The sequence below is a fragment of the Nonomuraea sp. AD125B genome (assembly GCF_041402765.1).
Classification (GTDB): domain Bacteria; phylum Actinomycetota; class Actinomycetes; order Streptosporangiales; family Streptosporangiaceae; genus Nonomuraea; species Nonomuraea bangladeshensis.
Window position 1 is genome coordinate 174,875 of record NZ_JBGLOU010000006.1, and the last position, 19,771, is coordinate 194,645.

General features: G+C 72.9%; 19 protein-coding genes. 7 read left to right on the forward strand and 12 right to left on the reverse strand.

Going from position 1 to position 19,771, the window contains the following annotated elements; genetic code table 11:
- The first annotated feature begins 171 nt into the window (after window positions 1–171).
- Together rsgA and ACBR40_RS17740 are read left to right on the forward strand one after the other, a co-directional pair.
- On the forward strand, window positions 172–1,272 hold the full coding sequence (rsgA, locus tag ACBR40_RS17735) for a ribosome small subunit-dependent GTPase A (protein WP_371249429.1): 1,101 nt from the start codon (window positions 172–174) through the stop codon (window positions 1,270–1,272).
- 79 nt (window positions 1,273–1,351) lie between these two features.
- On the forward strand, window positions 1,352–1,978 hold the full coding sequence (locus ACBR40_RS17740) for a phosphoribosyltransferase (RefSeq protein ID WP_371249430.1): 627 nt from the start codon (window positions 1,352–1,354) through the stop codon (window positions 1,976–1,978).
- A gap of 13 nt (window positions 1,979–1,991) precedes the next feature.
- On the opposite strand, the gene ACBR40_RS17745 is transcribed toward ACBR40_RS17740, so the two are convergent.
- On the reverse strand, window positions 1,992–2,465 hold the full coding sequence (locus tag ACBR40_RS17745) for an ATP-binding protein (protein WP_344212188.1): 474 nt from the start codon (window positions 2,463–2,465) through the stop codon (window positions 1,992–1,994).
- 129 nt (window positions 2,466–2,594) lie between these two features.
- Between ACBR40_RS17745 and ACBR40_RS17750 the strand changes: the two genes are divergently transcribed.
- Entirely contained in the window at window positions 2,595–3,473 is an 879-nt protein-coding gene (locus tag ACBR40_RS17750; protein WP_371249431.1) for a helix-turn-helix domain-containing protein, read from the forward strand.
- A gap of 134 nt (window positions 3,474–3,607) precedes the next feature.
- Window positions 3,608–3,841 carry a DUF397 domain-containing protein gene (locus ACBR40_RS17755; protein ID WP_091082158.1) on the forward strand — a complete coding sequence of 78 codons (234 nt, stop codon included), beginning with the start codon at window positions 3,608–3,610 and terminating at the stop codon, window positions 3,839–3,841.
- A gap of 34 nt (window positions 3,842–3,875) precedes the next feature.
- Here ACBR40_RS17755 and ACBR40_RS17760 read toward each other — a convergent pair whose 3' ends face one another.
- The 5 genes from ACBR40_RS17760 to ACBR40_RS17780 all read right to left on the reverse strand — a co-directional run bounded on the left by ACBR40_RS17760 (window position 3,876) and on the right by ACBR40_RS17780 (window position 8,211).
- On the reverse strand, window positions 3,876–4,517 hold the full coding sequence (locus tag ACBR40_RS17760; RefSeq protein WP_371249432.1) for a maleylpyruvate isomerase N-terminal domain-containing protein: 642 nt from the start codon (window positions 4,515–4,517) through the stop codon (window positions 3,876–3,878).
- Window positions 4,518–4,772: 255 nt separating this feature from the next.
- The gene (locus tag ACBR40_RS17765; protein WP_080036407.1) at window positions 4,773–5,084 is read right to left on the reverse strand and encodes a WhiB family transcriptional regulator; all 312 of its coding nucleotides are present in this window, start codon (window positions 5,082–5,084) and stop codon (window positions 4,773–4,775) included.
- Window positions 5,085–5,184: 100 nt separating this feature from the next.
- Entirely contained in the window at window positions 5,185–6,069 is an 885-nt protein-coding gene (locus ACBR40_RS17770) for a sucrase ferredoxin (RefSeq protein WP_344212181.1), read from the reverse strand.
- Between the two features lie 104 nt (window positions 6,070–6,173).
- The gene (locus ACBR40_RS17775; RefSeq protein WP_371249433.1) at window positions 6,174–7,709 is read right to left on the reverse strand and encodes a glycerol-3-phosphate dehydrogenase/oxidase; all 1,536 of its coding nucleotides are present in this window, start codon (window positions 7,707–7,709) and stop codon (window positions 6,174–6,176) included.
- The gene (locus ACBR40_RS17780) at window positions 7,672–8,211 is read right to left on the reverse strand and encodes a TetR/AcrR family transcriptional regulator (protein WP_371249434.1); all 540 of its coding nucleotides are present in this window, start codon (window positions 8,209–8,211) and stop codon (window positions 7,672–7,674) included. Before ACBR40_RS17780 ends, ACBR40_RS17775 begins: the two co-directional genes overlap by 38 nt.
- Window positions 8,212–8,242: 31 nt before the next feature.
- On the opposite strand from ACBR40_RS17780, the gene ACBR40_RS17785 reads away from it, so the two are divergent.
- Window positions 8,243–9,811: an FAD-binding oxidoreductase gene (locus ACBR40_RS17785; protein WP_371249621.1), complete on the forward strand. Its 1,569-nt coding sequence runs from the start codon at window positions 8,243–8,245 to the stop codon at window positions 9,809–9,811.
- Window positions 9,812–9,902: 91 nt separating this feature from the next.
- On the opposite strand, the gene ACBR40_RS17790 is transcribed toward ACBR40_RS17785, so the two are convergent.
- Window positions 9,903–10,316 (reverse strand): hypothetical protein, encoded by a 414-nt coding sequence (locus ACBR40_RS17790; protein ID WP_344212175.1) that lies wholly within the window; start codon window positions 10,314–10,316, stop codon window positions 9,903–9,905.
- 211 nt (window positions 10,317–10,527) lie between these two features.
- Between ACBR40_RS17790 and ACBR40_RS17795 the strand changes: the two genes are divergently transcribed.
- Both ACBR40_RS17795 and ACBR40_RS17800 read left to right on the forward strand, forming a co-directional pair.
- Window positions 10,528–11,934 carry a metallophosphoesterase gene (locus ACBR40_RS17795; RefSeq protein ID WP_344212173.1) on the forward strand — a complete coding sequence of 469 codons (1,407 nt, stop codon included), beginning with the start codon at window positions 10,528–10,530 and terminating at the stop codon, window positions 11,932–11,934.
- A gap of 21 nt (window positions 11,935–11,955) precedes the next feature.
- On the forward strand, window positions 11,956–13,524 hold the full coding sequence (locus ACBR40_RS17800; protein ID WP_371249435.1) for a bifunctional 3'-5' exonuclease/DNA polymerase: 1,569 nt from the start codon (window positions 11,956–11,958) through the stop codon (window positions 13,522–13,524).
- A gap of 28 nt (window positions 13,525–13,552) precedes the next feature.
- Here ACBR40_RS17800 and ACBR40_RS17805 read toward each other — a convergent pair whose 3' ends face one another.
- From ACBR40_RS17805 to ACBR40_RS17825, 5 genes are all read right to left on the reverse strand, one after another.
- Window positions 13,553–14,815, reverse strand: a complete 1,263-nt coding sequence (locus tag ACBR40_RS17805) for an MFS transporter (protein ID WP_371249436.1) — start codon at window positions 14,813–14,815, stop codon at window positions 13,553–13,555.
- Window positions 14,816–14,918: 103 nt separating this feature from the next.
- Window positions 14,919–15,731 (reverse strand): MOSC domain-containing protein, encoded by an 813-nt coding sequence (locus ACBR40_RS17810; protein WP_371249437.1) that lies wholly within the window; start codon window positions 15,729–15,731, stop codon window positions 14,919–14,921.
- The gene (locus tag ACBR40_RS17815; RefSeq protein ID WP_371249438.1) at window positions 15,728–16,930 is read right to left on the reverse strand and encodes a Cmx/CmrA family chloramphenicol efflux MFS transporter; all 1,203 of its coding nucleotides are present in this window, start codon (window positions 16,928–16,930) and stop codon (window positions 15,728–15,730) included. The genes ACBR40_RS17810 and ACBR40_RS17815 overlap by 4 nt, the downstream gene beginning before the upstream one ends.
- Window positions 16,931–16,982: 52 nt before the next feature.
- Window positions 16,983–17,555 carry a TetR/AcrR family transcriptional regulator gene (locus ACBR40_RS17820; protein WP_371249439.1) on the reverse strand — a complete coding sequence of 191 codons (573 nt, stop codon included), beginning with the start codon at window positions 17,553–17,555 and terminating at the stop codon, window positions 16,983–16,985.
- Between the two features lie 46 nt (window positions 17,556–17,601).
- Window positions 17,602–19,638 (reverse strand): protein kinase, encoded by a 2,037-nt coding sequence (locus ACBR40_RS17825; protein WP_371249440.1) that lies wholly within the window; start codon window positions 19,636–19,638, stop codon window positions 17,602–17,604.
- Between the last annotated feature and the right edge of the window lie 133 nt (window positions 19,639–19,771).

A 19,771-nucleotide genomic window follows, 5' to 3' on the forward strand; every position in this document is an offset into this window, starting at 1 on the left:
AAAGGTTTGCCTACCGGGAGCGGGATGCGTAGAGTCGTCCCGTTCCAACGATCGAGGAGGTGAGGACCATGCGGGTCGTCCTGTTCTGCGTTCCGTCAGTCCACCTCCGGGCGCGCGGCTAGACGCCGCCCCGGCTCTTCTCTTCCTTCTCGATCAAAGGTTTCCACTCCAGTGTCTTCTTTTGACCTTTCCCTGCTCGGCTGGACCGATTCGCGTGCCGCCGAGCTGCCCGACGACACCGTTCCCGCCCGGGTGGCCCGGGTGGACCGGGGCGCCGCCGAGGTGATCGCGGCCGACGGCCAGCACCACGTCCGCTACTCCGCGCCCGTACGCCGGGCCTCGGCCGCCGACCCGGTCGCGCTGCCCTGCGTCGGCGACTGGGCGGCGCTGCGGCTGCTGCCCGAGGGCCGCTACGAGCTCGACGCCGTGCTGCCGCGCAGCACCGCGTTCGTCCGTGGCGGAGTGAGCCGCGACTCGGTCGGCGGCCTGTCCGGCGACGGCCAGGGCCAGGTGCTCGCCGCCAACGTGGACGTGGTCTTCGTCGCCGAGCCGTCCATGCACTCCACCGACTTCGCCGACCTCGGCCGCATCGAGCGGCTGGTCGCGCTCGCCTGGGAGTCCGGCGGCACGCCGGTCGTGCTCGTCACCAAGTCCGACCTGTTCGACGACGGCCTCGACGACCTGCTCGCCGACGTCCGCACGGCCGCGCCCGGCGTGGACGTGCACGCCGTCTCGTCGCTGCGCGGCGAGGGGGTCGAGCTGGTCGGCTCCTACCTCGGCGGCTCCCGCACCGCGGTCATCCTCGGCCCGTCCGGGGCCGGCAAGTCCACCCTGGTCAACGCGCTGGCCGGCGCGGAGGTCATGGAGACCCAGCAGGTACGCGCCGCCGACGGCCGCGGCCGCCACACCACCGTGCACCGGGAGCTGATCCCGCTGACCGGCGGCGGCATCGTCATCGACACGCCGGGCATCCGCAGGATCGGCCTGTACGACATGAACCAGGGCGTCGACCTCGTCTTCTCCGACATCGAGGAGCTGGCGGAGCGGTGCAGATTCGGCGACTGCGGGCACGACGGCGAGCCGGGCTGCGCGGTGGTGGCCGCCCTGGAGCGCGGAGAGCTGCCGGAGCGGCGTCTGGAGAGCTGGCGCAAGCTGCAGCGGGAGGCGGCCTGGATGGCGTCCAGGACGGACGCGCGGCTGCGCAAGGAGCAGCAGAACAAGTGGAAGATCATCACGAAGGAGATGCGCCGCTCGGGCCGTAGCCGGCCCTGACGCCGCACGCCCCGTCGCCCCTCCGGCCCTGACCAGGGCCGGAGGGCGAGGGACGGGGGCTGGTGGGTAGGCAGAGAGCATGGAGCTCTTCGCGGACCGGGCCGAGGCCGGCAGGCGCCTGGCCGAGCGGCTGCTGGACGTCCACGATCCCGTGGTGCTGGCGCTGCCGCGCGGCGGCGTGGCGGTGGCGGCGCCCATCGCGCGCCGGCTCGGCGTGCCCCTGGACGTGCTCGTGACCAGGAAGATCGGCTACCCGCGGCAGCCCGAGCTGGGCGTCGGCGCCGTCGCCGAGGGCGGCGAGCCGGTGTTCGACCTGACCTTGCTGCGCCGGCTCGGCATGACGCCGGAGTCGGTCGCGGACGTGGTGGAGCAGGAGCGGCGCGAGCTGGCCCGCCGGGTGCGCGTCTACCGGGGTGACCGGCCGCTGCCCGCGCTGGCGGGCCGCGAGGTGATCGTCGTGGACGACGGCCTGGCCACGGGCGGCACGGCGCGGGCGGCGCTGCGGGCGGTGGCCGCGGCCGGGCCCGCGAGGGTGACGCTGGCGGTGCCGGTGGGGGCGCTCGGCACGGTGGAGTCGCTGCGCCACGAGGCCGACGAGGTGGTGGTGCTGCTCACGCCGGTGGACTTCCGCGCGGTCGGCCAGTGGTACGTGCACTTCGAGCAGCTCAGCGACGCCGACGTGCTGGACCTGCTGGGACAGGTCTGAGCAGAGCCTTCGCTCAGTTGGCGAGCACGGCCCAGACGCACTTGCGGCTGGCGCCGGTCGTGAGCCAGCCCCAGCCGCTGCAGAGGGCGTCGACCAGCCGCAGGCCCCGCCCGTACTCGGAGAACACGTCGGGCGTGGCGGCCACCGGCACGGTGCGACTGTGGTCGGTCACGACGCAGGCGAGCTCGGGGCCGTGGGTCAGCAGCCGGAGCTGGGCGGCGCCGCCGCCGTGCCGGATCGCGTTGGTCACGAGCTCGGAGACCACGAGCTGGCACTCGAAGGCGATGTCGCCGACGCCCCACGTGCCCAGCGTCCGGTCCACGAAGCGGCGGGCGGTGGCGACGCAGGCGGGCTCCAGCGCCGTCCGTTCCTGAAAGGGGAAGACAGCGTCACACTCACCGGCGAGGCCGTCCACCAAGATGGAGAACAGCCAGCCGGGAGGCCGGGAACCGATGGCGGCTTGCGGCCGAGCGTCGAAAGTCGTCATTCTGGCCCCCGAAGCGCGGTCTGGTGATCCAATGCCCATCTTTACGGGGAGCGCTTACCAATGCAAGACTTTTCGTAGTTTACGGATGCGAATCGCATCTGCACGTGCAGATGATCTAGGAGCGGTACGGTGAGCGCAGAGAGCGCGGAGGGGAAGCTTCTCAGCTATGCGCCGGGGAGCCCGACGGTGCTGCGGATCCTCCTCGGAACCCAGCTTCGCCGGCTCCGTACGGAGAAGGGTATCTCGCGGGAGGACGCCGGATACTCGATTCGCGCTTCTCACGCCAAGATCAGCCGGCTGGAGCTCGGTCAGGTGAGCTTCAAGCAGCGTGATGTGGCCGACCTGCTCACCCTGTACGGCGTCACCGACACCGGCGAGCGCCAGCAGCTCCTCGACCTGGCCAAGCAGGCCAACGCCCCGGGCTGGTGGCACAAGTACGGCGACGTGCTGCCGACGTGGTTCGAGGTCTACATCGGCCTGGAGGGCGCCGCGTCGAGCATCCGCACCTACGAGAACCAGTTCGTCCCCGGCCTGCTGCAGACGGCCGGCTACGCGCGGGCGGTCATCGAGCTCGCCCACGAGAAGGCGACGAGGTCCGAGCTGGACCGCCGGGTCGCGCTGCGCACCATGCGGCAGCGGCGGCTGGAGAGCGGCCTCACCCTGTGGGCCGTCATCGACGAGGCGGTGGTGCGGCGCACGCTCGGCGGGCCCGACATCATGCGGGCCCAGATCGCGCACCTGCTGGACGTCACGGCCGAGCGCAACATCACCGTCCAGGTCATGCCGTTCGACCGGGGCGGGCACGCGGCGGCGGGCGGGCCGTTCAGCATCCTGCGCTTCCCGGAGCGCGAGCTGCCCGACGTGGTCTACATGGAACAGCTCACCAGTGCCCTCTACCTGGACAAACCAGCCGACTCCGACCACTACATGGAGGTCATGGACCGGCTCAGCGTCCAGGCGGAGACGCCCAGGGAGACGCGCCGCTTCCTGGAACGTCTCATTTCATGACCTGCTGATATCCCTGTGATCCACTCCATACCGGATTTTTGGTCGTCCGGTATATGGAGGTCTTCGTGCTGCCGTATTGTCCTTTCGCAAACGCGGATGCACGTGCATCCGTAAGATCGCGAGGAGCCGCCCCCATGCACGAGTTCCGGAACGGAACCCCCGCCGGCCGCCTTCCCGTCGTCTGGCGCAAGAGCAAGCGGAGCAACCCCAACGGCAACTGCGTCGAGGTGGCGACCCTGCCCAACGGGGAGATCGCCATGCGCAACTCGCGCTTCCCCGAAGGGCCGGCCCTGGTCTACACCCCCGCGGAGATCGCCGCGTTCGTGCTCGGGGCCAAGGACGGGGAGTTCGACGACCTCATCGTGTGAGGCCGGGCTCATCGTGTGAGGCCGGGGCCGCCGGTCAGTCCCGGGGCGCGCTGTACCAGCGCCATTCCGTGCGGCGCGGGCGCCCAGGAAGCTCGGCGCGTCCCGTCGCCCACAGCAGCGCCGGCCACGGCTCGGCGTCCTCGGGGGCGTCGGGGAAGAGCCGGGCGAGCACCCGCGCGCACACCTCCGCGGGTGGTTCCCACGTCAGGCCGAGCCCCTCGGCCAGGTCGTACGTGTGCACGAGCGTCTCCACGAGCCCCATCGCGGCGAAGCCCTCGGGATCGGCGTCGCCGAACCCGTGATGGGCGAGCACGTCCGGCGGCGCGGTGCGCACCATCGCGGCCAGCAGCGCGCCGCACGCCTCCACCACCTGCAGCAGCCCTTCCGGCCCGGCCTCGGGCTGCGTGCGGATGGTCTCCACGGGCGCGCCCTCCCGGCGGGCGTTCACCGCGAAGGGGACATAGCCATCCAGCGGCGGACGTCGCGGGCCGAGCTGCGCGGCGTAGGCGAACAGGTCGTCGGCCAGGTGGTCGGCGGTCTCGCGGCACGTCCACTCCAGCGAGCCCGCCCTGCGCTCCCACGCGCCCGCGGGCGCGCCGGCGAGCAGGTCGACGGCCAGGTGGACGACCCGCAGCAGATCGTCGGCCGTCACCGGAGTCCGCTTCGTCCGTGCCATGCCGGGCACTCTAACGCGCACGGCCGGCGACCCCCGATCAGGGGTCACCCTCGTCGAAGGCGGAAAACGAGAGGAACCCGAGCGCCCGGCGGCTAGTGGGGGCCGCCGTGCGTCGGGTTCCTCGTGGTTCGTGTGCGCCTGATCAGGCAGTTGTCCCGACCGGGTTCGCCAGAGCCTGGTCGTGGGACGCCAGGCTCCGGTTCATCGGAACAACTACGTGATCACGCGATGATGGCGTTGCTGCCGGGTGAGGTGTCAGGCCGCGGAGATGCCGGCGCTGGCCGCGCGGCGCATGCGACGGCGACGCTCGCTGGCGCGCTCGTCCTCGTTGAGACCGCCCCACGTGCCGTACTTCTCCGGCCGGGACAGCGCGTAGTCAAGGCACTCGTTGCGGACGGGGCACTGGGCGCAGATCGCCTTGGCCTTCCGCTCACGTACGTCACGCTCGGGCTGCCGCTCTCCGTCGGGGCCGAAGAAGAGCACGAGGTCCTCACCCCGGCACGCGGCATCATCCTGCCAACCCCAGCTGGGGCGCGGGCGGGCGAGCTGCCGACGTACCTGAGACATGAGAAAACCACCTTCGTGAGAGGTATTTCGGTAATTGAGCCGCATTGGACGCTTTTGGCGTCACTGTTCCAACGCAAGGAGGAGCCGTGATGTTCCCTGATCAGGCGAGGGCGGGCGTGGCGTACCGCACAGGCGTGAGCCTGTCCAGCGAAACCAGCCGGTAGGTCATGATCGTCTCGGCGCAAGCCGTACCACACGGCGTCGTGAACGCCGATGGCTCAACCACAACCTGGAACCGTACGTCGCCGTGCCGCTTCGTGCGCACCCGCACGATGGCTTCGGTGACGTCGCCGTCCGTCCTGGAGGATTCCACGGCCACCGCGCCGACGGAGCACTCTCCCGTATGGGCTCGGGCGAAGTGCTCGACGGCTTGCAATGGCTCAGGGATGCCTGCGCGTCCCCGGTAGCGGTCGAGGATGACCTCGCCCGACCGGTACGCGTTAGCCGCTGCCAGTGCAGCAGCCTGAGACATGCTGCCGTAGAAAATTCCGTGTGGCAAGCACACGAGGTTGGCGGCGTAGCGATCGCCGCCAACGTGTGACGTTTCCCATACTCTGTCCGGCAAGTTTTCGGCCAGGGACCGAGCGAGGGGTAGTCCAATGCGGGCGCAGCACACATTGCGCTTGGCGTGCGTGCAGACCAGAAATACCGGCTCGTCTTCCAGTATGCAGGACCCTGGGACCACTCCGGCCACCAGCGCGTCCAGGTCAAGATCTTCGGGACCTGCGACGATGCCGCTCGCGAGCCAGGGACGCTCTCCTGCCGCGTACGCGAGTAGCACACGGATCCCCTGCTCCCGCGGGCGGGTCCGGCGGCCTGGACGGCGGATCAGCTGGGGCCTGATACCGCGTTCGAGCGCCCTGCGGACGAGTTCTGAGATTTCTTCAGGAAGTTCGAAGCTTTCCAGGTGGGAGGGCCAGGGGCCGGGATACTCGACGAGCAGCCACAGCCGGGCGCCCACGGTGGCGCTGGCGAGAGTCGGCACCTCCCCGCTGTGGCACCCGAGCGGATGGTCGCAGCCCTTCCCCAACGCCGGTCCTCCTCGTTCGCCTGTGAATTAGGTAAGACTAACCTAACGGATCGGCGACATCAGAGGTGGGGGATTCGCGCCAGCACGTCACGTGTCGCGGGCAGAGCGCGCTCCCTGTCCTCTTTGACCAGGCCGATCCTGGTCCGGCGGTCCAGCAGGTCGCTCGCGTCGAGCGCGCCCTCGTGGCGGACGGACCACAGGAGCTCGCCCACGGTGATGCCGAGGCCGACCTCCTCCGGGTGCGCCCGTACGAGCTCGTGGACGGCGGCCGCCTCGCCGCCGTAGCGCTCCGTCAGCCGGGCGGGGACGCCGTCGGCCGCGAGGGGCTGCGCGCCCACGAGCGGGATGCGCCGGGTGCTGCTCCGTCCTGCCCGCAGGTTTCCGCACGTAACCGCACGATCAACCGCGTCCTCCGCCATGCGACGGTATGTGGTGAGTTTTCCGCCGACGACGGTGACGAGGCCGCCTTCCGACAGCACCGCGTGCCGCCGGGACAGGTCGGCCGTGCGCCCGTCTGCCGCGTCGTCCCCGGCGCCGTCGGCAGCCAGGAGCGGCCTCAGGCCCGCGTACGCGCCCGCGACCGCCTCTCTGGCCACTCGAGTCCCGAGAACCCCGTTCAACACCTCCAGGAGCGCTGTGACGTCCTCCTCGGGGGCCTCGGGCACGTCGGGCACCGGCCCGTCCACGGGCTCGTCGGTGAGGCCGACGTACACGCGGCCGTCGTGCTGGGGGAGCACCAGGGCGAACCGGTTGGTCTCGCCCGGAAGGGGTAGATGTACGCCGGCGATCAGGCCGGGCAGCGTCCCCGGCCGCAGCACGAGGTGCGTGCCACGGGACGGGCGCAGCCGTACGCGGGGGTCCAGGGTCCCGGCCCACACGCCGGTGGCGTTGATCACCGTGCGGGCGCGGAGCTCGAACTCCTCGCCGGTCAGCTCGTCGCGCACGGCGACGGTCGTCCCGCCGCCCGAATGAGTGAGCCGCAGGGCGCGGCAGCGGGTCAGCACGCGGGCCCCGCGCGCGGCGGCGGTCCTCGCGATCGCCACCACCAGGCGGGCGTCGTCGAGCAGCCGGCCGTCCCAGGACAGCAGCGCGCCCCGCAGGCTCCCCGCGGGGGCGACGGGGACGAGCGTGTGCGCCCGCGCCGCGTCCAGCCGGGACGGGCCGGGCAGCAGGCGGCGCGGGGTGCGGGCGGCGGCCCGCAGCGCGTCGCCGAGCCGGTAGCCGGACATCACCAGCGCGGCCTGCTTCCGTGACACGGCGGGGGTCAGCGGCAGCGCGTACGGGTGCGCCCTGACCAGGTGCGGAGCCGTCCTGCGCAGCAGGATCCCGCGCTCGACGGCGCTCTCGTGCGCCACGCCCACCTGGCCCTTCGCCAGGTAGCGCAGCCCGCCGTGGATCAACTTGGAGCTCCACCGCGAGGTGCCGAACGCCAGGTCGTGCGCGTCGATGGCGGCCACGCGCAGGCCGCGGGCGGCGGCGTCCAGCGCGGCTCCCGCACCGGTCGCGCCCAGCCCGACCACCAGCACGTCGAGCCGTTCCTCGGCGACCCTGCGCAGCTCACGGGCGCGGCGGGCGGCGTTGAGCGAACTGTCCAAGATAGGCCTCCAGCAGGGCGGCGAGCTCGGCGTCGAGCTCGTCCATGGTGACGGGGTCGAGCATGGTGGGCGCCGACAGCAGGAACGACTGGGCCACCAGCAGCACGGCCCGCGCCCTGGCCGGGTCGCCGACGGCGGGCTCCAGCAGCTCCAGCACGGCCTCGTGGGTGGCGCCGCGCCGGTCGAGCAGGTAGGGGAGCAGCAGGTCGGGGTCCGCCTCGACGATCTTGCGCCAGAGGGGGTGGGCGCGCAGGCTCCGTACGCCCGCGACGACCGCCGGGACCGGGTCGCCGAGGTCGAGCCCGGACAGCACCCGCACCCACTCCCGCGTCATGAGGTCGGCGACCAGGGTGCGCACGTCGGGCCAGCGGCGGTAGAGCGTCATCCGGGACACGCCGGCCCGCCGCGCCACGTCCGTGAGCGTCGTCCTGCGCACGCCGTAGGCCAGCACGCAGTCGCGGGCCGCGTCCAGAACGCCGTCATTGTGACGATTAGCCGTCATGTGTCACAGTGTACGCATGACCCGAGAACCGATGCTGTGGTGCGGCTGGGGCGACCCCGCCAAGGCCCGCGAGCTGCCCGAACAGGTGCGCGGGCTGCTGCGCGACCTCCTGGGCGTGCGGGCCCCCGACGCGCCGGCCGCCGCCCTGGAGTCGGTACGCCTGCCGCCGGTCGCCCTCACCCCGGCCCAGCTGGAGGCGCTGGCCGGGGTCGTGGGGGCGGAGCACGTACGGACCGGGCACGAGGAGCGGGTCCGCCACACGCGCGGCAAGTCCACGCCCGACCTGCTGCGTATCCGGGCCGGCGACGGCTCCGACGCGCCCGACGCCGTGGTGCTGCCCGGCTCGCACGAGGAGGTCGCCGCCCTGCTCGCCCTCTGCGCCCGCGAGCGCGTGGCGGTCGTGCCCTTCGGCGGCGGCACCTCGGTGGTGGGCGGGCTCGCCGCGAGCGCCCGCGACGGCTTCGCCGGCGTGATCGCGCTCGACCTGGCGCGGCTCGACCGGCTGCGCTCGGTGGACGCCGAGTCGATGACCGCCGAGTTCGAGCCGGGCGTGCGCGCCCCCGACGCCGAGCGGCTGCTCGCCGCGCATGGGCTGACCCTCGGCCACTTCCCCCAGTCCTTCGAGTACGCCACGCTCGGCGGCTTCGCCGCGGCCCGCTCCAGCGGCCAGGCCTCCGCCGGCTACGGCCGCTTCGACGACATGGTGGTCGGCCTCACCCTGGCCACGCCCTCCGGCACGCTCGAACTCGGCCGCGCGCCCAAGTCGGCGGCCGGCCCCGACCTGCGCCAGCTCGTGCTCGGCTCGGAAGGCGCGTTCGGCGTCATCACCGCGCTGCGGCTGCGCGTGCGCAGGGCCCCCGTCGAGCGGGTCTACGAGGGCTGGCGCTTCCCGGACTGGACGGCCGGGTCGGCGGCCGTGCGCGCGCTCGCCCAGGAGGGGCCGACGCCCGCCGTGCTGCGGCTGTCGGACGAGACCGAGACGATGATCGGGCTGGCCAAGCCGGACGCGATCGGCTCGGGCGGCTCGGGCGGGTGCCTGCTGGTCGCGGGCTACGAGGGCGCGTCGGTGTCCGTGCGGCGGGAGGCCGCGGGGGCCGTGCTGGCCCGGCTCGGCGGCGAGCCGCTGGGGGAGGAGCCCGGGCGGGCGTGGGAGCACGGGCGCTTCTCCGCGCCGTACCTGCGGGACTCGCTGCTCGCCGCCGGGGCCACCGTCGAGACGCTGGAGACCGCCGGGTTCTGGGCGGACCTGCCCCGGCTCTACGACGCGGTCCGGCTCGCGCTGCTCGGCGCGCTCGGCTCGCCGCTGGTGATGTGCCACATCTCGCACGTGTACGAGACCGGCGCCTCCCTCTACTTCACCGTCGTCACCCCCCAGGACGGCGACCCGGTGGCGCAGTGGGAGCGGGCCAAGACCGAGGTGAACGCGGCCATCGTGGCCACCGGCGGCACGATCTCCCACCACCACGGGGTCGGCCGCGACCACCGCGACGCCTACGCCGCCGAGATCGGGCCGCTGGGAGTCGCCGTGCTCCAGGCGGTCAAGGCCCGCCTCGACCCCGCCGGGATACTCAACCCGGGCGCGCTGGTCGCCGGCCCGTAGACCCTCAGCCCGCAGGCCGTCAGTCCGGCGCAGGCCGCCAGTTCGGCGGAGGCCGTCAGCCCGGTGAAGGCCGTCAGTTCGGCGGAGGCCGTCAGCCCGGCGGCCGGTTGTCGCGGTCGGCCTCCTCCAGGGTCGCGGCGGCCTCGCTGAAGCGGTTGAGCGCCTCCTCGACGCTCGCCAGGTGGCGCAGCGCCTGCACCAGGGGGGCGCCGCCGCGTTCGCGCGTGAGCGCCACCGCCTCCTGGGCGAGCGGGAGGGCTTCGACGGCCTGGTGCCGGTCGAGCAGCATCAGGGCCGCCGTCCAGAGGCAGCGGGCGAGCAGCGCGTCGTGCTCGCCGGGGAATCTGCGCCGGAGGACCCTGCACTTGGCGATCGCCTCGCTCATGACGTTCAGTGCCGCCCTGCCCCACTTCGGGCGGGTGGCGGCGAGGGCGAGCAGGCCCTCGATCTCGGCCGTCTCCGCGGTTCCCCTCCGGGTCGCGTCGTCCGGGCCGTTACGCGTCATGGGAGCCTCCCCTCGGTGGTCCCAACCGCTTGCTTGGGGGGTGAGGGTACACCATTGTGAACCTTCTGTGTTCTTCACGGCACAGAGCGTCCATGATGCGTGAAGGGTTGAGTGAGGTAAAGATGTGGTCATGGTGGAAGCGGCGGCCGAGCGTGGAAAAAGGCTCTCTTCGCGGGAGTCTGAGGAAGGAGCGGGATGGGCCTGCTCGCAGATGGGCACATTCGCGGCGTTAAGACCGGATGACCGGGGTTTCACCTGGCTCAACGCGAGAACATTGTGGCGCTCGCGCAACGAGATCCTGGCGGGGCTGTTCGGGGATCCGTCGGGCGAGGTGCGGGCGCGGTGGGTGGCGGAACAGGAAGTTCGCGGGGTCGATCCGGAATTTCGCATCAGGCCGCCAGTAAAGGGAAATTTCGATTTCCTCCTGCTGGGTGACACCGGCGAGGGCGACGCCTCCCAGTACGCCGTCGTCCCCCCGATGCTGAAAGTGGGCGCCGGCACCGCTTTCGCCGTCATCGCCAGCGACGTGATCTATCCGACCGGATCCGGCAACGAGTACGGCCCCAAATTCTTCCGCCCGTACAAGGACTACGACGCCCCCATCTACGCGATCCCCGGCAACCACGACTGGTACGACGGCCTCGGCGGCTTCATGCGCGTCTTCTGCGACGCGCCGGCCCTCAAGCCCAAGCCGGACCGCGGCCTGCGCGGGCTGCTCTGGCGCAAGCCGGAGACCATCGACGAGGCCCTGCTGAAGGAGTCCCGCGCGCTGCGCGGCCGGCCGTCCCAGCAGGGAGCCCAGCCGGGGCCCTACTGGGCGATCGAGACCGACAGCCTGCTCATCGTCGGCGTGGACACCGGCATCAAGAACGTCATCGACGAGGGCCAGACCGCCTGGCTGCGCCGGGTCTCGCTCGACCCGCGCCCCAAGATCTTGGTGACCGGCAAGCCGATCTACGTCAACAACGCGTACAAACCGTCGGCGCTGGAGGGCGGCGGCACGATCGACGACATCGTGCGCGACCCGGCCCACCGCTACGTCGCGGCCATCGGCGGCGACGTGCACAACTACCAGCGCTACCCGGTCCGGGTGGGCGACCGGGTCATCCAGTACGTCGTCTCCGGCGGCGGCGGCGCGTTCATGCACGCCACGCACACCATCGACCGGGTCGACGTGGCTGGGGTGGCCGAGGACGACTTCAAGTGCTACCCGCTGCGCGGCGACTCGCTGTCGTACTACAGCCACCTCTACGCCCGCAGGCTCCGGATGAGGTGGCTCTACCTGCGGCCGCGGGAGGCCGTGTGCATCTCGGCGGAGCGCATCGGCAACGAGCCGCCCCGCACGCCCGAGGGTCCGGTCCAGGTCACCCGCCGGATGCGGTGGGCGGCGCGGCTGCTCGGCGCCTGGCCGTGGCCGCTGCGGCTGCCCGTGGGCAAGACCAACCACCGCTTCCTGTCGGAGCTGTCCGACTGGGACGCGCCGCCGTTCTTCAAGCACTTCCTGCACGCCTCGGTGACGCCGCAGGAGCTGACGCTGCGCTGCTTCGCCGTCACCGGCTGCCTCGACCAGGAGCTGGAGCCGCCCGTCGAGGACGAGGTGCGCATCAGTCTGTCGTAGCCGTTTGGCACCCTTGAGCACGTGTACGTGGTGGTCGCCGGAGAGACGGTGCTCCCGGTCGGGGGCGAGGTGAGCCGTCCCGCCGACCTGGCCGCGGCCGTGCGGGAGATCGAGGCGGCCGAGCGGCCCCGGTGGGTGTGGGCCGACACGCGCGAGAGCTATCCGGCGCTCCTGGAGTCAGGGGTGCGGGTCGGCCGCTGCCACGACCTCGCGCTCACCGAGGGCCTGCTGCTGGCGTACGAGGGCCGCCACGGCGAGAGCCGCACGGCGCGGGCCGCCCACGCGCGGCTGCGCGGGCTGCCCGTGCCGGAGGAGGCGCCGAGCCCGCCGGGCACGCTGTTCGCGCCCGAGCCGATGGCGGCGGAGGCGGTGGCCGAGGTGCTGGCCGACCAGCTCCGGCGCGTCGCGGCGCTGCCCGAGCCGGGCAGGTTCCGGCTGCTGGTGGCCGCCGAGTCCGCGGGCGCGCTGGTCGCCGCCGAGATGACGCACGAGGGCATGCCGTGGCGCAAGGACCTGCACGACGAGCTGCTGACCGGCCTGCTCGGGCCGCGTCCCGTGCACGGCATGCGGCCGGCCAGGCTGCAGGCGCTGGCCGACGAGGTGGCCGCGGCGTTCGGCCGCCCGGTCAACCCCGACTCGGTGCGCCAGCTCGTCAAGGCGTTCAAGGACGCGGGGGTCGAGCTCAAGAGCACCCGGTCGTGGGAGCTCAAGCGGGTCGAGCATCCCGCCGTGGCGCCGCTGCTGGCCTACAAGGAGCTGGCCAGGCTGTTCAGCGCGCACGGGTGGGCGTGGGCCGACCAGTGGGTGCGCGGCGGGCGGTTCCGCCCCGAATACGTGGTGGGCGGCGTGGTCTCCGGGCGGTGGGCCACCAGCGGCGGCGGCGCCCTGCAGATCCCCAAGGTCATGCGCCGCGTGGTGGTGGCCGACGAGGGCTGGACGCTGGTCGTGGCCGACGCCGCCCAGCTCGAACCCCGGGTGCTCGCCGCCATGGCCGGTGACGTCGGGCTGGCGAGGGCGGCCGGCGAGATCGACCTCTACTCGGCGCTCGCCACGTCCTTCGGCGGGCAGCGCGACCACGCGAAGATCGCCATGCTGTCGGCGATGTACGGCGGCACCAGCGGCGACGCCTCCAAGCTGCTGCCCGTGATGCGGCAGCGCTTCCCGAAGGCCTACCAGTTCGTGGAGGACGCCGCCAAGGCGGGGGAGGAGGGCCGGCTGGTGCGCTCGTGGCTGGGCCGCACCAGCCCGCCGCCGTCGGCGCGCTGGCGCGAGCTCGTGTCGGGGCCCGAGGGCGGGCGCGCGGCCCGCGACCGGGGCCGCTTCACCCGCAACTTCGTGGTGCAGGGCACCGCGGCGGAGTGGGCGCTCGCGCTGCTCGCGGTGCTGCGGGGGCTGCTGCCCGAGCCGGCCAGGCTGGTGTTCTTCCAGCACGACGAGGTGATGGTGCACTGCCCGCGCGAGCAGGCCGACGAGGCGGTCGCGGCGGTGCAGGCGGCCGCGGCCGAGGCCACCCGCCTGCTGTTCGGCGACACCCCGGTCCGCTTCCCGATGGAGGCGGTGGCCGTCACCTGCTACGGCGATGCCAAATGAGCCTTACGGCGACGCGAAGTGATCCCGGTCATGGCCGGGAGCGCACCGCGAGGAGCCAGAGCCCGGCGAGGGCGACCATGACGCCGACGGCCAGCCCCAGGACGCCGTAGGACAGCACGCCGACGATCGCGCCCGCGACGATCGTGCCGGTCGCGCCGCAGACGTTCATGATCAGGTCGGACAGTCCCTGGACGGAGGGGCGGCGCTCGATCGGCACCGACTCGGTGACCAGCGCCGAGCCGGCGACCAGCCCGCACGACCAGCCGAGGCCGAGCAGGAACAGCGCCGCCGTCACCTGCCCGACCCGGTGCCCGGCGGTGCCGGCGAGCGCGGCGGCGGTCACCAGCAGCGCCGAGCCGAGCAGCAGCACGGGCACCTTGCCCGCCTTGTCCGCCAGCCAGCCGACGAGCGGCGAGAGCATGTACATCCCGGCGATGTGCAGGCTGATCACCAGGCCGATGACGTCCAGCGTGGAGCCGTCGTGGTGGAGCTTGACCGGGGTCATCGACATGACCGACACCATGGCCGTGTGGCTCACCGCGATCATGACCAGGGCGCGGCGGGCGGCCGGGGTGGTGCGCAGGGTGTCCCAGGCGGTGCGGATCGTCCGGTTCCCGGCGGGTCCGTCCTCGGACGTGCCGTCCAGGCGGCGGGCCAGCCGGAGCGGGTCGGGGCGCAGCAGGCCCAGGATGATGATCATCGCCAGGGTGAAGGCGAGCGCCGCGAACGCGAACGGGCCCGCCTTGTGCACCAGCCCCAGCTGGGTGCCGATCAGGTCGGCGGGCTCGGCCAGGTTGGGGCCGGCCACGGAGCCGATGGTCGCGGCCCAGACGACCAGCGACAGGTGCCGGGCCGAGCGGCCCTTCGGCGACAGGTCGGTGGCCGAGTAGCGCGCCGCCAGGCCGCCCGCGCTGCCGCCGCCCACCAGCACCAGCCCGGCGAGGAGCAGCGGCCAGGTGCGCAGGCTGATGGCGGCCACCGAGATCACGCTGCCGGCGAGCGCGGCCGCGTACGCGAGGGTGAGCCCCGCGCGGCGCCCGCCCCTGCCGGAGGCCTTTGCGGTGGGCAGGGCCAGCAGCGCCGCGCCGAGCGTGGTCGCGGTCCCCGCGAAGCCGCTGATCACCGTGGATCCCGACAGCTCGTCCACGACGACCGAGCTGAGCGCGAGCCCGACCGCGACCCCCACGCCGCCCATGATCTGGGCCGCCGACAGCACGCCCAAGGTGCGGCGTTGGATGCTCTGGATCCGGTCAGGCGAGGATTGGGTGGGTTTGGTGGGGGCGCTGGTCACGTGTGAAGTCTCGCATGTACCTCAACAACACCCCAAAGAAGGGCAGCAACCCTTTTCCGCCCGGGAAGACCTTTTCTGCGATATTTCAGGAAAACGGGAGCATTCAGAGGACGGTGACGGCGTCCCCCACCTTGATCCTGCCGGTCGTGTCCGGGATCAGGTTGATGCCGAACCAGACCTTGCCGTCCCACTTGCGGTGCCGGGACAGCGTGCGGATGGGCTCCTTGCCCTTCGTGTGGGTCTCCGGGTCGATGGTCGTGAGCACGCAGCGGTCGCAGCCCTTGGTGACCCGGAAGGCCACGTCGCCGATCCTGAGCCGCTTCCACTCGTCCTCGGCGAAGGCCGTCGCGCCGTCCACGACCACGCTCGGCCGGAAGCGGCGCATGGACAGGGGCGCGGGCGGCTCCTCGCCGCGCTCCAGCGCGCCCTCCGCGACCCACTCGTCGAGCCGCGCCAGCGAGGCGGTCGTGGTGAGCAGCAGCGGGGCGCCGTCGGCCAGGCTCACGCTGTCGCCCGGCCTCCCGTACGGCGGGTCGATGCGGCGGCGCGTGGGGTCGTCGAGCCACTTGAGCCGGACCGGCCGGCCGGCCAGCTCCGACAGCCAGCGCGCGGCAGCGTCGCCGCAGTCGGTCAGCTCCACCGGGGTGCCCCACACGTCCACGGTGGACAGCGTGCCGTCGGGGACCACGGGGAACGGATCGGCGTGCGGCCCGGTCAGGGTGAGCCGGTCGCCGTCGAGCCGGGCCGCGCAGGACAGCAGCCGGGGCTCGTCGCGGGCGGTGAGGAGGTCGCCGCGCTCGTCGATGATGAGGTAGCGGCGGTCGCCCGCCAGGCCCCAGGGCTGCACCTCGGCCTCGGTGAGGTCGTGCCCGGCAGTCGATTTGATGGGGTATCGGTGGATGCTGGCCAGCCTCATATCGCTGACCGTACCGCACCGGGCACGGCCTGGTCCTGGGTCGCGGAAGCCTCTCCGCGGGACAGGCGCGCCGCCAGCGCGACCGCGGCGAGGGCCGCGAGACCGATCGCCGCGCCGAGCCACGAGACCGACGGGTAGCCGAGGCCCGCGTCGATGACCAGGCCGCCCAGCCAGGGGCCTATCGTGATGCCGGCGTTGAAGGCGGCGACGTTGCCCGCGGCGGCGAGCGTCGGCGCGCCCTCAGCCAGCGCGAAGGCGCGGGTGTTGAGCGCCGGGTTGGTGGCGAAGCCGAACCCGCCGAGCAGGACCACCAGCACGACGGCGAGCACCGGGACCGGGGCGGCCAGGGCCAGCGCCGCCGAGACGATGATCACGCCCGCGACGCCGACGAACAGGGTCGGGAACGGCCGGGCGTCGGCGGTCCTGCCGCCGGCCGTGATGCCGGCGAGCGCCCCGAGTCCGTATCCGGCCAGCACGGCGGGCACCCAGGCGGGGGCCAGCCCGGTGGTGACGGTGAGCAGCGCGCTCAGGTAGCTGAAGGTGGCCAGCAGTGCGGCGGTGGCGAGCGCGGTGGTGCCGTACGCGAGCCAGAGCCGGGGGTTGACCAGCGCGCGCAGCTCCGCCCCGACCCGCGGCGCCGAGTCACCGCGCCCGCCGCCGCCCGGGATGGTGGTGAGCACGCCCACGCCCGCGAGCAGCGTCATCGCGGCCACCGCCCAGAAGGCCGCCCGCCAGCCGAGATGCTGCCCGAGCACGGTGCCCAGGGACAGCCCGAGCACGGTCGCGACGGTCAGCCCGCCCGCGAGCACGCTCATGGCCCGGCCGCGGGCCCCGGCGGGCACGAGGCCGATGACGGTGCCCGCCGCCACGGCCCAGAACCCGGCGTACACGAACGCGCCGGCCACCCTGGTGACGAAGAGGGTGGTGTAGTCGCTGGTCAGCGCGCCGACCACGTGGGAGAGCGCGAAGATCACCAGGAACGTCAGCAACGCCGTACGGCGGGGCCAGCGCAGCGTCACCACGGCCAGCACCGGGGCGCCCACCAGCATCCCCATCGCGAACGCCGAGATCAGCAGCCCGGCCCGCGGCACGGACACCCCGAGGTCGGCGGCCAGCTCGGGCAGCAGCCCGGCCAGCATCAGCTCCGAGGTGCCCTGCGCGAAGATCGACAGGCCCAGTACGTAAACCGCCAAGGGCATGGCGGTCTCCCTTCTTTTAGATCGGTCAGTCCAAAATTCGGGCACGAAAAAATCAGAGCACGCCCAGCGCGGTCCGCACGACGGATTCCAGCGCGGCCCGGTCGGCCCCGCCGCGCCCCAGCACGCGCAGCCCGGAGACGGTGGCGGTCACGAACCTGGCGAGCTCCAGCGGGTCCTTATCCGGCGCGAGCTCGCCCCGCGCCCTGGCGTGCTCGAACGCCGCGCGCATGATCCCCACCCGCAGCTCGGTGTCGCGCCGCAGCATCTCGGCGACCTCCGCGTCGCGCGGCCCCAGCTCGATCATCGAGTTGACCACGAGGCAGCCGTCCGGGTCGTCGGGGTCGGGCGCGACCGCCCAGCCCAGCACCGTGGCCACCTTCTCCCTGATCGGCAGCTCGCCGTCCATCAGCTCGATGAGCGCGGCGTCGCGCTGGTCCATGTAGCGGCGCAGCGCCCTGCGGAACAGGTCGTGCTTGCCGGCGAAGGCGTTGTAGACGCTGCTGCGCCCGAGCCCGGTGGCCGCGCAGAGGTCCTGCGTCGAGGTGGCCTCGTAACCCGCCCGCCAGAACGCGCGCATCGCCGCCTCGACGGCGGCCTCCTCGTCGAACGTCCTCGGTCGTGCCATGGCGGCCACGCTAGCACGTTCTGGAACGGTCAGTGCAAAACGGGGGTCAGGTGGTCTGGCGGAAGGTGTTGAGGAACACCTTGCGCATGTCGGCCTGCTCGTCCCACTTCAGCTCGGGCACGTCGAAGGTGATCGTGAAGGCGGTGGTGTCGTCCACGGTGACGTACCGGGTCAGCGCGTGCATGGGGACGCCGGCCGCGGTCGTGTACGTGTACTCCCAGTCGGCCGCCTTCCAGCCCCGGTAGTTCACGCCCTGGAGCTGCACCTGGATGTAGCTCTCCTTCCCGCCCTCGGACTCCCGGTGGCTCAGCTCCGCCAGGCCGCCGTCGGCCTCCGGGCTCGCGTCCTCGACCACCGCGCGCAGGCCGGAGTCCTTGGGCCCCGTGAACGTCGCCACGCCGCCCGCCGCCGCCAGCTTCCAGCCCTCGGGCACCGCGACCGTGAACCCGGCCGCCGTCTGCTCCCGGTAGCCGTCGGGCGCCGCCGACGGCTCGCTCTGCAGGGTGCGTGCGGTGGCCGTGGCGGCGGGCTGCCCGGCCACCGGCGTGGGGGAGCCGCCGCTCGACAGGCCGAGTACGGCCGCGACGATGGCGCCGCCCACCACCACCAGGGAGCCCGCGATCGTGAGCGGCGTGGGCCGGCCGTCGCGCATCCACAGGCCGTCGTCGTCCTCGGTCCGCCGCCGGCTCCTGCCCGTGCGCGGCGCGGCGGAGGGCAGCCGGGTCAGGCGGCCGGGGCGCAGGTCGTCGGTCAGGCCGCGCGAGTGCTCGCGCAGGTCGTCGGGGGAGGCCAGCGGCCACGGGGTGTCCGCCGGGCCGGCGGAGCGGCTGTCCGTGGTCAGCGGCAGGATCGGGCGCGGATGCGGGCCGGACCCGCCGATCAGGTCCTCGTCCGGTTCCCTGTTCAGCCCAGGGGACAGGCCGGGGGGCGGCCCGCCGGGGTAGGCGGGGTCGCCGAAGCCCTGCGGGCGCGGGATCTGGTCGGTGCGGTGACTGCCGGACGGCGAGCCCAGCCCGTCGTACGGCATCGCGTGCCCGCCCGACGGGCTGGTGAGCGGGTCGTACGGGATCCGCACCGGCCCCGAGGGCGTCTCCACGATCCGCGAGGGCATCGGCCCCGACGGCGGGTCCAGCGGCGGCAGCAGGTCGGCGGGCACCGGCTCCACCGGGCTCGGCAGCGGCTCGGGCGTGCGCGGCCGGACCGAGCCGTGCGCCCGCAGCACCGCCTCCAGCATCTCGACGACCTGCGGGGCGGTCAGCCGCTCCTCGGGGTTCTTGCGCAGCAGGCCCTCGATCACCGGCATGAGCGAGCCGGCGCGCTGCGGCGTGATCGGGGGCTGGGTGAGCACCTGGCCGAGCACCGCGACCGGGTCAGGACCCTCGTACGGCGGCCGCCCCTCGACGGCGGCGTACAGGGTGGCGCCGAACGACCACAGGTCGGCCGCCTGCGTGATCGTCTGCCCCGACAGCCGCTCCGGCGGGATGTACGCCGGCGACCCCATGAGCAGCCCGGTCTGGGTGATCGTCACGTCGCCCTCGATGGCCGCGATGCCGAAGTCGGTCAGCACGACGCGGTCGGAGGTCAGCAGCACGTTGCCGGGCTTGATGTCGCGGTGCAGGATGCCGGCGGCGTGCGCGTGCATGAGCGCGTCGAGCACCCGGATGGCGATCTCGGCCGCCTGGATCACCGGCAGCGGCCCGCTCTGGCGCACCGCCTGCTCCAGCGACCACGCGCGGACCAGCTCCATGACGATCCAGGGCCGCCCGTCCTCCTCGACCACGTCGTGGACGGTCACGATGCCGGGGTGCTGCAGGCGGGCGGCCGATCTCGCCTCGCGCAGCATCCGCCGGTGCGCGAGCTCCTTGCCCGCCTGGTCGAGCCCGTAGGGCAGCATGAGCTCCTTGACCGCCACGTCCCGGTCGAGCAGCACGTCGTGGGCGTGCCACACCATGCCCATGCCGCCCCTGCCGACCGGGGACATCAGGCGGTAGCGCCGGCCGACCAGCCGGCCCTGGCCCTGGGCGGCGCCGCTCACGGCGTCCCCTGCCTGGCCGGATCCGCCGAGCAAGCGGTCGGCTGCCATGATCCCGCCCCCATCTCCCTCATCCGTCACGTGCGTTCATCACGCTACTTGCAGATTATGAGGTTCGTTACGATAACGGCGGCGAATGCGCAAGGGAAGCTGATACGTCGTTACAACGCCCTTGACGTGCAGA

Coding starts and splice junctions, on each gene's coding strand:
- ACBR40_RS17815 (WP_371249438.1), bottom strand. CDS start 16,930: ATGCCCTTGGCGGTTTACGTACTGGGCCTGTCGATCTTCGCGCAGGGC.
- ACBR40_RS17780 (WP_371249434.1), bottom strand. CDS start 8,211: ATGACGGCTAATCGTCACAATGACGGCGTTCTGGACGCGGCCCGCGAC.
- ACBR40_RS17765 (WP_080036407.1), bottom strand. CDS start 5,084: ATGTCTCAGGTACGTCGGCAGCTCGCCCGCCCGCGCCCCAGCTGGGGT.
- ACBR40_RS17745 (WP_344212188.1), bottom strand. CDS start 2,465: ATGACGACTTTCGACGCTCGGCCGCAAGCCGCCATCGGTTCCCGGCCT.
- ACBR40_RS17825 (WP_371249440.1), bottom strand. CDS start 19,638: ATGGCAGCCGACCGCTTGCTCGGCGGATCCGGCCAGGCAGGGGACGCC.
- ACBR40_RS17755 (WP_091082158.1), top strand. CDS start 3,608: ATGCACGAGTTCCGGAACGGAACCCCCGCCGGCCGCCTTCCCGTCGTC.
- ACBR40_RS17820 (WP_371249439.1), bottom strand. CDS start 17,555: ATGGCACGACCGAGGACGTTCGACGAGGAGGCCGCCGTCGAGGCGGCG.
- ACBR40_RS17740 (WP_371249430.1), top strand. CDS start 1,352: ATGGAGCTCTTCGCGGACCGGGCCGAGGCCGGCAGGCGCCTGGCCGAG.
- ACBR40_RS17810 (WP_371249437.1), bottom strand. CDS start 15,731: ATGAGGCTGGCCAGCATCCACCGATACCCCATCAAATCGACTGCCGGG.
- ACBR40_RS17795 (WP_344212173.1), top strand. CDS start 10,528: ATGGGCACATTCGCGGCGTTAAGACCGGATGACCGGGGTTTCACCTGG.
- ACBR40_RS17790 (WP_344212175.1), bottom strand. CDS start 10,316: ATGACGCGTAACGGCCCGGACGACGCGACCCGGAGGGGAACCGCGGAG.
- ACBR40_RS17760 (WP_371249432.1), bottom strand. CDS start 4,517: ATGGCACGGACGAAGCGGACTCCGGTGACGGCCGACGATCTGCTGCGG.
- ACBR40_RS17785 (WP_371249621.1), top strand. CDS start 8,243: ATGCTGTGGTGCGGCTGGGGCGACCCCGCCAAGGCCCGCGAGCTGCCC.